This window comes from Thalassotalea sp. ND16A (assembly GCF_000764205.1).
Taxonomy (GTDB): domain Bacteria; phylum Pseudomonadota; class Gammaproteobacteria; order Enterobacterales; family Alteromonadaceae; genus Thalassotalea_A.
Map to the genome: position 1 here is coordinate 98,461 of NZ_JQDZ01000112.1, position 12,498 is coordinate 110,958.

Annotated in this window: 11 protein-coding genes; 4 read left to right on the forward strand and 7 right to left on the reverse strand. The window is 43.0% G+C overall.

Annotated features, from left to right (window positions below; all coding sequences use genetic code 11):
- Window positions 1–34: 34 nt before the first annotated feature.
- On the reverse strand, window positions 35–1,315 hold the full coding sequence (locus tag ND16A_RS03610) for a multifunctional CCA addition/repair protein (protein ID WP_033078785.1): 1,281 nt from the start codon (window positions 1,313–1,315) through the stop codon (window positions 35–37).
- 145 nt (window positions 1,316–1,460) lie between these two features.
- Between ND16A_RS03610 and ND16A_RS03605 the strand changes: the two genes are divergently transcribed.
- Both ND16A_RS03605 and ND16A_RS03600 read left to right on the forward strand, forming a co-directional pair.
- Entirely contained in the window at window positions 1,461–3,089 is a 1,629-nt protein-coding gene (locus ND16A_RS03605) for an ExeA family protein (protein ID WP_052073261.1), read from the forward strand.
- Window positions 3,089–4,081 (forward strand): general secretion pathway protein GspB, encoded by a 993-nt coding sequence (locus ND16A_RS03600; RefSeq protein ID WP_033078786.1) that lies wholly within the window; start codon window positions 3,089–3,091, stop codon window positions 4,079–4,081. The genes ND16A_RS03605 and ND16A_RS03600 overlap by 1 nt, the downstream gene beginning before the upstream one ends.
- Window positions 4,082–4,127: 46 nt before the next feature.
- On the opposite strand, the gene leuD is transcribed toward ND16A_RS03600, so the two are convergent.
- The 4 genes from leuD to leuA form a co-directional block, all read right to left on the reverse strand.
- On the reverse strand, window positions 4,128–4,724 hold the full coding sequence (gene leuD, locus ND16A_RS03595; protein WP_033078787.1) for a 3-isopropylmalate dehydratase small subunit: 597 nt from the start codon (window positions 4,722–4,724) through the stop codon (window positions 4,128–4,130).
- Window positions 4,725–4,734: 10 nt separating this feature from the next.
- A complete protein-coding gene (gene leuC, locus ND16A_RS03590) occupies window positions 4,735–6,129 on the reverse strand; it encodes a 3-isopropylmalate dehydratase large subunit (RefSeq protein WP_033078788.1) in 1,395 nt (464 codons plus the stop codon).
- Window positions 6,130–6,203: 74 nt separating this feature from the next.
- Window positions 6,204–7,292, reverse strand: a complete 1,089-nt coding sequence (leuB, locus tag ND16A_RS03585; RefSeq protein WP_033078789.1) for a 3-isopropylmalate dehydrogenase — start codon at window positions 7,290–7,292, stop codon at window positions 6,204–6,206.
- 4 nt (window positions 7,293–7,296) lie between these two features.
- Window positions 7,297–8,871 (reverse strand): 2-isopropylmalate synthase, encoded by a 1,575-nt coding sequence (gene leuA / locus ND16A_RS03580; protein ID WP_033078790.1) that lies wholly within the window; start codon window positions 8,869–8,871, stop codon window positions 7,297–7,299.
- A gap of 456 nt (window positions 8,872–9,327) precedes the next feature.
- On the opposite strand from leuA, the gene ND16A_RS03575 reads away from it, so the two are divergent.
- A complete protein-coding gene (locus ND16A_RS03575) occupies window positions 9,328–10,374 on the forward strand; it encodes a CDP-glycerol--glycerophosphate glycerophosphotransferase (protein WP_033078791.1) in 1,047 nt (348 codons plus the stop codon).
- Between the two features lie 34 nt (window positions 10,375–10,408).
- Entirely contained in the window at window positions 10,409–11,599 is a 1,191-nt protein-coding gene (locus ND16A_RS03570) for a CDP-glycerol glycerophosphotransferase family protein (protein WP_033078792.1), read from the forward strand.
- Window positions 11,600–11,602: 3 nt separating this feature from the next.
- Here ND16A_RS03570 and ND16A_RS03565 read toward each other — a convergent pair whose 3' ends face one another.
- Window positions 11,603–11,998: an adenylyltransferase/cytidyltransferase family protein gene (locus ND16A_RS03565; protein WP_033078793.1), complete on the reverse strand. Its 396-nt coding sequence runs from the start codon at window positions 11,996–11,998 to the stop codon at window positions 11,603–11,605.
- A 40-nt stretch (window positions 11,999–12,038) separates the two neighbouring features.
- Complete coding sequence (locus ND16A_RS03560) at window positions 12,039–12,452, reverse strand: adenylyltransferase/cytidyltransferase family protein (RefSeq protein WP_033078794.1); 414 nt, start codon at window positions 12,450–12,452, stop codon at window positions 12,039–12,041.
- Window positions 12,453–12,498 lie beyond the last annotated feature (46 nt).

Below are 12,498 nucleotides of genomic sequence, written 5' to 3' on the forward strand. Positions count from 1 at the left end.
TTTAACCGGACTTTTTATTGGTCCGGTTTGGCCGTCAGCCGCGCAGCAACCTTTCCTTCAACTGTCTAATTGCCGCAACTTTTGCTGTATCCATGGCCTCTTTAATCGCGAAACCTTTTAACCCTAACTCGACAAACTGACGAGGGTTTATTTGTTTGCAGGCCGCAACCGCAGCTTGTAAATATTCGGCTTGTGGATAATCCTCATTTTCCTTACCCAATCGGCCGTTAAAGTCGGCGTGGCAGGCTAAAATAAACAACTCAAAATCATCAGCCTTGCGCCATACATCAAGCTGATTAAACATTTTCAATACGGTACTGGGCTTTAGCTCGAAAGCTTTATGACAATGCAAATGAAACTCACACACCAATAAGCTCAAGCGTTTTATTTGATTGGGGACTTTAAATTGTACACAAACACGTTCAACTAACTCTAAGCCAGACTTCTCATGGCCGTGATGTGCAGGCCACTGGTTTTTTGGTGTTAAGCCTTTACCTAAATCATGGCAAAGGGCAGCAAAGCGTACGGCCACTTGACTACCTTCACTGACGTTTGCATTAGCGCTAAGCTTAACGGCTTGGCGCAATACCATCAGGGTATGAATACCGCTATCAATTTCACCATGGTGCTGCTCAGGGTTAGGGATACCCCATAAGTTGTCAAGTTCTGGCCAAAGCACTTTCAATGCTCCGGTTTGGTGCAATATTTCAATAAACACTTCTGGGTTATCTTCTGCGAGCGTCCGAGAAAACTCTTTCCACACTCGGTCTGGAGTAAGATTATTCAACTCACCGTCTGCAGCCATGGCTTGCATCAGTTTGATGGTTTCAGTCGCTACGGTAAAACCTAAATAGTGGTATCTGGCGGCAAAGCGGGCAACTCGCAAAACCCGGAGTGGATCTTCTACAAATGCGGCGGATACATGGCGGAGAACTTTATTTGCAAGATCTTGCTGGCCATTAAACGGGTCAATGATATTCCCCTTGCCGTCCATTACCATGGCATTTACGGTGAGGTCTCGACGCCGTAAATCTTCTTCAATGGTTACATCTGGCTCGCTATAGCAAACAAAGCCGGTATAGCCTTTGCCTTGTTTGCGTTCGGTTCGCGCAAGGGCATATTCTTCTTTGCTGTGCGGATGCAAAAATACCGGAAAATCTTTGCCTACTTGCATAAAACCCAACGCTAACATTTGCTCAGCGGTGGCACCAACAACCAGAAAATCACGCTCAAGGATTTTACGGTTGAGTAAATGATCCCGAACAGCACCGCCAACTAAAAAAGTGTTTAATGAAGAGGTAACGTCTTTACTCATAGGTTTTTAATGCTTTTTCAGCTATTTATTTAAATTATTGATAAGTGTATCGCAAAAAACCAAGGTTAAATAGCCGCTATTTTTGACATCGGTAAAGTTACAGGGTAATTTCAGAAAAGAGTTTCTTAAATAATGTTCGCCTTATATGTATAACGGTTATACCGACTATTTTAGTCTGACAGATGTTCCCTTTTCAATTGCTCCTAACCCCCGCTATTTATTTATGAGTGCGCGCCATAAAGAAGCGCTTGCCCATTTAACTTATGGTTTGGGCGATGCGGGAGGTTTTGTCATGCTAACGGGGGAAGTTGGCACTGGCAAAACTACGGTATCTAAATGCTTGTTAGAACAACTTCCCGGTAATACCCAGGCAGCATTTATTTTAAATCCCACGTTATCGGCGAAGGAATTGTTAGCAACGGTATGTGATGAACTGCATATTGAGCATGGCGCGGAGCAAACCAGCTTAAAAGTACTCACCGATCTGATTTTGAAACACTTATTAGATAATTACAGCCAAGGCAAAAACACCTTGTTAATTATTGATGAAGCCCAGCATCTGCAAGCTGAAGTGTTAGAGCAGTTACGCTTATTGACTAATTTAGAAACTCATACCAAGAAGTTATTGCAGGTAATTTTAATTGGTCAGCCGGAATTACAAGAGTTGTTAAAACGCCGGGACTTACGGCAGCTGGCGCAACGTATTACTGCCAGATATCATTTGTTGCCGTTGAATAAAGCCGAAGTGAAGTTGTACATCGAACATCGTTTGTCTATCGCCGGTTGTCAGCGGCCACTATTTAGCAAAGCCGCGTTTGCCTTGATCCATAAGTTATCGGGTGGTGTGCCACGTTTAATCAACCTGTTATGTGACAGGTCATTGTTAGGTGCCTTTAGCAAAGAGAAAACTCAGGTTGATAACAACATAGTGTATCAATCGGCAGAGGAAACGTTAGGTTTAGAGATGAGTGCTTACAGCATTTGGCAGAGACCCTGGCTGAAAAAATCGTTAGCTGGTGCCGCAATGCTAATTTTTGCCTGGTCTGGGTTTAGTCTGGCTAAGTTTCAACTTGCTGAAATTGACCAGGCAAAAATGGCCGATGTAAAAAACCTTGCAGCTCAACGTGAACAACAATTAGCGCTACAGTTAACACGTATCCCCAATGCCTTGATTAACCAATCGAGGGAGTTAGACCAGGCATTTTCGCAACTGTTCAGCCATTGGAAAGTTCAGTATTCTGGCACTGCCGCTGCATCATCGCAACCATGTGAAACGGCGCTAAGCTTACAATTGCAATGTTACTGGTATCAAGGAGAATTTGATACGCTTAACGCCTTAGGGTACCCCGCGGTAGTACAATTACTTGATAGCAATAATACCCCGTATTATGCCACTTACCTGCCGAGCGAAACCGAACAGGTGCAGCTGATTTTGAATCAAACCAGCCATTGGCTCAGTAAAGATTACTTTCAGCAAATTTATCTAGGCAGTGCCGTGGTGTTATGGCGCAGCCCAGAGGAGTTTATTGATGTTATTGACGAAAGTAGCTCAGCCGAATTGGTGCAATGGCTAGAAAACAACTTAAGCAAACAGCAAGGCCGGCAAACAAGAGCAATTAACCGGGTTGATGCGTTGCTAAAAAACCAGGTAGGGCAGTTTCAACAGCGCAGCGGCTTAGTGATAAATCAACATGCAGATACCGAAACTGTGATGGTGTTGGCGAAACCGGTATCATTACTTGCTATGACTGCAACGAACAAGGAGGTGGAGTAATGTCGTATATAATTGATGCTTTACGCAAATCAAATTCAACCTCAACAGCCACCGCGGATGAGGCAAATAATTCGTTCGCTCAGCAACTGAGTTCCGCTGAATCTAACCCGAAGAGTCGCTTTCGATTTTATCAGCCAGTGAGTCTGTTGCTGTTCGCTATGGTATTTATGTTTGCCGGGTACATTTTGGGAGGCGGTGCTGAGCTAATCATTAATGCTGTTCAGGAGCAAAAAATAACGGCTTTGCCCAATGACACAAAGAAAGAAAATACCAACACTGAGGCTGAAGGGCTAAAACCTTACTATGGCATGCAAAGTGCTGCTGCCCAGTATTTCTTAATACCTGATATTTATAATCAACAGCTGATAGCAGGCAAAAAGCAGCTAGCTAAGGATGCGCAGGCAAAACTGTTAGCTCAGCAAAATGCCCAGCAACAAGCCAAACAGCAAGAATTAAATAAACAAATTCAATTGGCGATTGCAGAACAAGGGTTGTTGGTGAAAAATTCAGCCAATGATACCGCTAACAACGCTAGCAACAAAAATAATCAACCGACAGAAACCGAACCAGTTAAATTATCGCTCAATAAAGCAGCGCTTGATGGTGTCTCGCCTGAGTTACTACATGCGTTTGAAACTGCGATTGATGATAGCAATAGTGGCACTTTTACCGACACTGAAAATAACGCCAATGATGATGCTGGCAGTGATATTGCGCCGAGCTTAAAGAAACATGGTTTAGTGTCTGATAGCGGGGTGAAATCTTTAGCGTTAATGCCGATGTGGTTACAAAAGGAAGTGCCGATATTACACTTTTCATTACATATGTATAGCTCTGAATTGGCCAATAGCTGGGTACGTTTAAATGACCAGGATTACTATACCGGTGATGCTACTCCGGGCGGTTTGATCATCGAAGAGATACAACCACAAAAAGTGATTATGCAGTATAAAGGGCAAAGATTTAGTTTGCCGGCGCTGTCTAACTGGTAAACTAGGGTCAGAGTCAGGTATTTAAAGCTGACTCTGACCCTGGTTTTTATTGCCAGGCGGGTAGTTGCTGTTCAAAGGTATCGATTTGATCGGCAATTTCTAGGGTCCAGCCAACCGCATCAACACCATTTTCTAAACAGTACTTTTGAAACGTGGTTAATGTGAATGGATATTCCTTCGTGCCGTTAATGACTTTCATTGCCACAAGATCAACGGTAAGTTCCAGCTTGCCTTGTGCCGTTTGCTGAAATAAATCATCGACTACCGCTTCCTCTAACACTACCGGCAAAATACCGATGTTGATGCAGTTGCCATAAAAAATATCGGCAAAACTCGCGGCAATAACCACTTTGAAACCGTATTCCTGAATGGCCCAGGGGGCATGTTCACGGCTAGAGCCACAACCAAAATTTTCGCGAGCAAGTAACACACTTACGCCGTCGTATTCTGGCTTGTTGAGAATAAAGCTTGGATCGGGTTGTAAACCATTATCATCTAAAAAGCGCCAGTCGTGAAACAAATGCTGGGCAAAACCGGTACGGGTGGTTTTTTGCAAAAACTGTTTCGGAATGATTTGGTCGGTATCGATGTTGGCACGATCTAAGGGGACAACAAACCCTGTATGTTGAGTAAATTTTTCCATGGTTATCTCCTTAGGCGTTTACGTCGGTGAAATGGCCAGCAATGGCGGCCGCAGCTGCCATCGCCGGGCTGACTAAATGGGTTCTGCTGCCTCGACCCTGACGACCTTCAAAATTGCGGTTACTGGTTGATGCACAACGATCGCCGGCTTGTAACTTGTCATCATTCATGCCCAAACACATTGAACAACCGGGTAATCGCCATTCAAATCCAGCTTCGGTAAATATGCTGGCCAAGCCTTCGGCTTCGGCTTGCTCTCGTACTCGATAAGAGCCAGGAACCACAATGGCGGTTACTGTATTTGATACTTTTTTACCTTTAACCACGGCCGCAGCAATGCGTAAATCTTCAATGCGCGAATTGGTGCAAGAGCCGATAAAGACGTTGTTTATTGCAATCTCGCTAATCTTGGTACCCGGTGTTAAATCCATATACTTTAGCGCGTTAATGCAAGACTCACGTTCAATTGGGTCACTAAAATCTTCCGGTGCTGGTACGACATCATCAATGGCGGTGACTTGCCCTGGGTTTGTACCCCAAGTAACCTGTGGCTTGATCTGGCTAGCATCAATACTCACCGTAGTGTCAAATCCAGCATCTGCATCGGTTTGCAGAGTTTTCCAATCTGCAACCGCTTGTGCGAAAACCTCGCCTTTCGGGGCGTTTTCTTTATCGCTTAGGTAATCGAAGGTAATTTGATCCGGGGCGATTAAGCCAGCCTTAGCGCCAAATTCAATGCTCATGTTACACACCGTCATGCGCTCTTCCATCGTCAAGGCACGGATAGCGTCGCCAGTGTATTCAATCACATAACCGGTGGCACCGGCATGGCCGACTTTGCCGATAATGGCTAAAATAATATCTTTGGCACTAATACCAAGGTTTACTTTGCCTTCAACTTTGATATTCATCGTTTTCGCTTTGTTTTGACGCAACGTTTGTGTGGCCAAAACGTGTTCTACTTCAGAGGTACCAATACCAAAGGCCAAGGCACCAAAAGCGCCGTGGGTGGCGGTATGGGAATCGCCACAAACAATCACTTGCCCTGGTAACGTTAAGCCTAGCTCTGGCCCCATCACATGCACGATGCCCTGGTTTTTATGACCCATGCCAAAAAGTTTAACGCCAAAATCGGAACAATTTTTTTCTAGCGTTTTTAACTGATTGGCACCATTGGCACCGGCGGCATCAATATCACATTTTTTGGTTGAAATATTGTGATCCATCGTCGCAATGGTTCGGCTTGGGCTATGCACCGGGCGCTGATGAAATTTTAAGTTGGCAAATGCCTGTGGTGACGTGACTTCGTGCACTAAGTGACGGTCAACAAAGATAAGTGGTGTTTCACCGGCTTTGTCTTGTACTAAGTGTCGTTGCCATAATTTTTCGTATAAAGTGGTAGCCATTATATGCTCTCCAGGTATTAATTCTCAGTTAAGCTAAATTCGGGACGATGAATGCTGTTTATCCCGAGTTCAGTTTAGATATTGCTGATTTGTGCACAAATATAATCACCAACTTCGCTGGTGGTTTTTGCATTTTGCTTTTGCTCTGCCGGTAATAAATCGCCAGTTAAAATGCCATTATCCAATGCACTTGCAACCGCAGCTTCAATCGCGTTGGCGGCATTTTCTTGGTTTAAACTGTATCGCAACATCAGTGCCGCCGATAAAATTTGCGCAATCGGGTTGGCAATACCCATGCCGGCAATGTCTGGTGCAGAGCCGCCGGCAGGTTCATACATGCCAAAGCTTTGGGCATTCAAACTGGCAGAAGGCAACATGCCCATAGAGCCGGTTATCATCGCACAAATATCGGATAAAATATCACCAAACAGATTCGGGCAAAGTAGTACGTCAAACTGGTTCGGATCGCGCACTAATTGCATCGCTGCATTGTCCACATACATGTGCTCAAAACTGACGTCCGGATATTCCACCGCCACTTCTCCCACCACTTGACGCCATAACTGCGATGTCGCCAGTACGTTGGCTTTATCCACCGAAGTCACTTTGTTATCGCGTTTTTGCGCGGCTTGAAAGGCCAGGTGGGTGATGCGCTTAATTTCTCGGCGCGAGTAAAACATCGAATCAAATCCGGTTTCTTCTTCACCTTCACCACGGCGACCTTTTGGCTCGGCAAAATAGATATCACCGGTTAATTCACGGATCACTAATACGTCAAAACCTTGCTTCGAGATGTCGCCTCGCAGGGTCGATAGCGCTGACATCGCCGGTTGTAACGTTGCCGGGCGCATATTGCAAAATAAATCAAAATGGCCACGTAGTCCCAACAGGGCACAACGCTCTGGCTGCTCGGTTGGTGGTAGGTTTGACCATTTTGGTCCGCCGACTGAGCCAAATAGAATGGCGTCAGAGTCGATACAGCCTTGCAAAGTCTCTTTTGGCAACGCATTGCCATGATTGTCGATGGCTAAACCACCGACATCGTAGGCTTTGGTGCTGATTTCAAAATCAAATTTGTTCGCCACTGCGGCTAATACTTTTACCGCCTCATTCATTACTTCCGGGCCAATGCCGTCACCGGCTAATACTGCTATGTTTGCCATTGTGTTAAATTCCTTGGATTTTTTGTTCAATACTTGTGTCAGCGGCCTGTTGTTTTAACAAGGCTACATTTTGTGCACGTCGAATGCTGTTTAATGCGTCGATTAAGGCTTTACCGGAAGCTTCAATAACATCGGTTTCAATACCAAAACCATGGAAGTTTCGGCCTTGCCAGTTCACCACTAAATCGGCCTGGCCCAGGCCATCTTCGCCCTCACCTTTGTTCGATATTTTGTAATCGGCCACTTCAAAATCAATATCCACGGCTTGTTTAATGGCCTGATATAAAGCATCAACAGGGCCATTACCGGTAGCCGACTGAATTTGTACATCACCGCCACAGGCCAATTTGATGCTTGCGGTGGCAAATTCACCACTACCTGAGTTTACGTTTAAGTATTCGATGCGGTAGTTGCTCGGATCGTCTTGTTGCTGGTTCTTGAACAACAAGGCTTCTAAGTCGTCATCGAATACCTGGCCTTTTTTGTCGGCCAAGGTTAAAAAGTCCTGGTATAACTCTTCTAAATCAAAGTCACTCGGTTGATAGCCTAACTCTGCCATACGATGCTTAATCACATGGCGGCCACTGCGTGAGGTAAGATTTAATTTAGTTTTACTGATACCGACACTCTCCGGCGTCATAATTTCGTAAGTGTTGGCGCTTTTTAGCATGCCATCCTGGTGGATACCGGAAGAATGACTAAACGCATTGGCACCAACAATCGCTTTATTCGCTTGTACCGGCATGTTACAAATTTGGCTGACCAATTTTGAGGTACGGGCGATTTCTTTATGATTTATATTGGTTGATAAACCTAAGAAGTCTGAGCGGGTCTGCATGATCATCGCCACTTCTTCTAAAGAACAATTACCCGCACGCTCACCGATGCCATTGATGGTACATTCGATTTGTCTGGCGCCGGCCTGTACGGCGGCAATCGAGTTGGCCACACTTAAGCCTAAATCGTTATGACAATGTACTGAAATAATTGCTTTATCAATGTTGGGTACACGGTTAAATAAGTCGGTAATAATGCCGCTAAACTCATTAGGAATGGTATAGCCGACGGTATCCGGAATGTTGATAGTGGTGGCACCGGCATTGATTGCCGATTCTACCATGCGGCATAAATTATCTTTTGGCGTACGGCCAGCGTCTTCGCAGGAGAACTCAACATCGTCGGTAAATCTGCGGGCAAATTTAACCGCATCTACCGCCATATTCAGCACATCATCAAAACCACGCTTTAATTTTTGTTCAACGTGCACATCGGAAGTGGAAATAAAGGTATGAATACGAAATGCTTCGGCCACGCTCATGGCGTCGGCACAAGATTGTATATCACCTTTTACCGCTCGTGATAGACCACATACCCGGCTTGTTTTTAAGGTGCGGGCTATGGTTTGTACCGATTCGAAATCACCCGGCGAAGACACCGGAAAACCCACTTCCATGATATCGACACCTAGACGTTCAATGGCAAGGGCAATTTGCAATTTTTCATGTACCGATAAACTGGCGATCAATGCCTGTTCGCCATCTCGTAATGTGGTATCGAATATAGTGACGTTGTTATTCATAATTTTGCCTTTGTGGATGTAGCCTTTTTGGGGTTAAGTTGCTACGTAGTTAGCTTAGCCCATTAATCACATTACAGAATGAAAAAACCCGCAATGTGACTTGCGGGTTTTGGTTAATCAGTTAGTTTATTTTAAACGTCAGAATAACACCCGCAACTTTGAAGTAGCAGGAGGTTAAGTAGAATGCGTTGTTTAAAATATTTAGTCATTAATAATTATTCAGTTAAATAGAATTTTTATTTGATAGGGTAATTATTCTAACAATAAGACGTTTGCTCACGCCTGTCAACAACGTTTTGGTTATATATTGTTGCGATTAGCTATGTCATTTTGCTGAAACCAATTTTCCTGCGTAAATTGAGTTGCCAATGTTGGCATAGTAGTTAAATTGTGCACTCACTTTACCGGGCATTAAGTGATATAATTCAAGTTATTGTAATCAGATGTGCTTTTTTCATGGATAATAACCCGATCAGCCCGAAACGCTATTTATTTTATGTGACGCTGTCATATTCATACAGTGTGCTTAGACCCATTGAAGTGGAACTCAAGCAACGTGGCTACCAAGTTGCGTGGTTTATCCCCAAAGGAGCCGAGGCTGAAAAGTACATTGGCGCCGATGATACCCTGTTTCAGCAGGTAAAACAGGTAAAGCAATACCAGGCGGATGCCGTTCTTGCCCCAGGTAACTATATTCCCGATTTTTTCCCCGGCATAAAAGTTCAGGTTTTTCATGGGTTTGATTCCGGTAAGAAGAATAAATTTAATATTCGCGGCTTTTTTGATTTGTACTGCACCCAAGGCCCGAATATCAGCAAAGCGTTTAATGCCATCAATGACGGCACTTGTGTGGTCAAAGAGACCGGTTGGTCGAAACTGGACCCATTGTTTAGCGAACATCCGGATAAGCAAAAGTATCGTGCGGAACAGCCAGTGATCTTTTATGCGCCGACGTTTTCGCCAAAACTGACCAGCACGTACGCGCTTTTTCCACAAATTAAAGCGCTGATCAACGAAAAAGATTGGCATTGGTTAATCAAATTACATCCCAAGGCTACCGAGCAAGAGGTGGCAATGTTTAAAGCGCTGGCCACAGACAATGTTCAGTTCGTTGAAACCAGTAATATCATCCCGTTGTTACAAGCGGCCGATGTGTTATTGTCTGATACCTCATCGATTTTGGCCGAGTTTGCCCTGCAGCAAAAACCCGTAGTATCTTTTGCTAACCGTCGTCCCGAACCTTGGTTAATTAATTTTACCGATGCCGATGAACTGCAACAAAAATTAACTTATGCGTTTCAAAACGATGCTGCAGTTATCAGTGCGATTAAAGCACATTGTGACAATATACACCCACACCAGGATGGTCACTCAAGTGCGCGAGTGATTGCTGCGGTAGATGAATTAATCGACAGTGGCATTGGCCATTTAAAACGTAAACCGTTAAATTTAATTCGCCGGTTAAAAATGCGAAAAAAACTGAAATATTACCGTTGGAATTAATTACGTTTTACCTTATAAAAGAGATATTTATACTATGTTTGATTGTAAAGTTGCTTATTATGTAAATAATAATATTCAGCATTTCCCACCTGTACTTAGTCTGCAGAAGCAGTTACCCGGGCCGATTATTGTCAGAGGGAAAAATATTCTTGAATTTATTCAAAAAAATTACCCTGAAGTCGCTGAACGTACTTTCTTTATCCGAAACCGCCGCAAAGCCAGGCAGTTTTTAAAGAAACATCAAATGCGAGTAGTGGTGTATCCGGCATTTCAATCCTTAAACTTTGGCTTAAGTGTTGAGATTTTTCATGGCGGACCTTCCGATAAGCGTTATTTAGAAAATGCCCTTATTAGTCTTTATGATTTAGTCTTATTTCCGGGTGAAAAATGCAGGGATAAGGTAGAGAAGGCTGGTTTATTAAATCATATTGTTGATTATAAGGTGGTAGGCTACCCCAAATTTGATCCTTTGATGAATGAGTCATTAGATTATCAGCCTTTATTTGATAATGAAAAGCCAACAATTTTGTATGCTCCAACATGGGTTTCTATGGCAAAGCAAGGAGCGACAAAACATCGATTTTCTTTGCATGGTGAAAGTTCTTTGCCGTTATGGGGTATTAAACTGTTAGAGAATGTGCCTGAATCAATGAATTTTATCGTTAAATTTCATTCATTGGTCCATGAAGACGGCAATTCGATTAATAAGCAAATGGAAGAATATGTAAAAGAGCACAGCTTACAAGACAGGATAAAAGTTTTACATGCGGATAATATTCTGCAGTATATGGATCAATCGGATGTGATGATATCGGACATGTCTGCGACTTGTTATGAGTGGTTTCATTTTAATCGCCCGATAATCTTTGCCAATCCGGCGCCAGAACATTACCAGCCAAGTGATGATATCTCTTCCAATACCTTTGCCTGGAGAGCTGGCGATATAATAAATAAAGAAGAAGATATTGCGCTCTTGCTTAATAAGAACTTGCAAGAAGATCCTCATCAAGAGATCCGCAATAATATTTTTCATTACTCAATTTTTCAACCGGATGGTAATGCAACACAAAGGCAGGTTAAGGCGATTGAGCAGTTATTGGAAAAAACTAAAGATTTACCATACAAAAAATTCATAAGGCAGTCCTTTTTTAACCACCTTAAGCGCATTGTTAAAGTACAGTTTTACTTAAAACGCAAGGTAGATAAACTGGCGGGGTTAGAATAATATTTAGATTATTGAGCTTTTCACTACTTCAATAATTTCCGTCGTTGACACCGAAGGCGTTCTTGGCAGGTAAATTACATCACATAAGCCTTTTAAATGATCAAATTTACCTTGCCAATCGTCTCCCATAATAAGTATGTCGGCATTAAAATATTTTATGTAATCCGCTTTTAACTCTAAAGACTCTTCAATAAAAACCTCATCTACGTCTCTTAAGGAACGAATAATGTGAAGTCTGTCTTTTTCGTTGTAAATTGGGTAACGATTCTTTTTTGAAAAATTTAACGCATCAGATGAAACACCAACGATCAGATGGCTACCATGTAACTTGGCACGCTCAAGTATATTCACATGGCCTACGTGGAAAACGTCAAAGGTACCAAATGTTATGATTCTCATAGTAGCCCGCTGTTCATTATTTTAAAGGATATAAGGTTAATTAAATTTTACTCAACACTTCTCTTAAAAAGCTACTTGAAGTATGAGTGGTGTACGGAAAATAAACGATCTCAACACCAAATTCAGCAAAATCCTTTTCAATTTGATTCCATTTATCACTGCCTTTCCAATCGTCACCGACGAACATTTTGTCAAACTTTAAGTTGTTCCAGGCTTCTTCTTTGTCGTAGTTCATTTGTGGCACCACTTCGTCGACAAACTTAATGTGTTCGACAATATCCATGCGTTCATTGAATGGAATGATCGGTTTTTTATTTTTCGCTGACATCGACAGTTCGTCGCTGGTCACACCAACAATTAAATAATCGCACTCAAGTTTTGCCCTTTTCAGAACATTCAAATGACCTACGTGGAATAAATCGAAGACGCCGGTGGTATAACCGATTTTTTTCATAATACACCTGTATTTAGGATTGGTAATTTTATGCCGACTAGTTTAC

Coding starts and splice junctions, on each gene's coding strand:
- ND16A_RS03610 (WP_033078785.1), bottom strand. CDS start 1,315: ATGAGTAAAGACGTTACCTCTTCATTAAACACTTTTTTAGTTGGCGGT.
- ND16A_RS03605 (WP_052073261.1), top strand. CDS start 1,461: ATGTATAACGGTTATACCGACTATTTTAGTCTGACAGATGTTCCCTTT.
- ND16A_RS03600 (WP_033078786.1), top strand. CDS start 3,089: ATGTCGTATATAATTGATGCTTTACGCAAATCAAATTCAACCTCAACA.
- leuD (WP_033078787.1), bottom strand. CDS start 4,724: ATGGAAAAATTTACTCAACATACAGGGTTTGTTGTCCCCTTAGATCGT.
- leuC (WP_033078788.1), bottom strand. CDS start 6,129: ATGGCTACCACTTTATACGAAAAATTATGGCAACGACACTTAGTACAA.
- leuB (WP_033078789.1), bottom strand. CDS start 7,292: ATGGCAAACATAGCAGTATTAGCCGGTGACGGCATTGGCCCGGAAGTA.
- leuA (WP_033078790.1), bottom strand. CDS start 8,871: ATGAATAACAACGTCACTATATTCGATACCACATTACGAGATGGCGAA.
- ND16A_RS03575 (WP_033078791.1), top strand. CDS start 9,328: ATGGATAATAACCCGATCAGCCCGAAACGCTATTTATTTTATGTGACG.
- ND16A_RS03570 (WP_033078792.1), top strand. CDS start 10,409: ATGTTTGATTGTAAAGTTGCTTATTATGTAAATAATAATATTCAGCAT.
- ND16A_RS03565 (WP_033078793.1), bottom strand. CDS start 11,998: ATGAGAATCATAACATTTGGTACCTTTGACGTTTTCCACGTAGGCCAT.
- ND16A_RS03560 (WP_033078794.1), bottom strand. CDS start 12,452: ATGAAAAAAATCGGTTATACCACCGGCGTCTTCGATTTATTCCACGTA.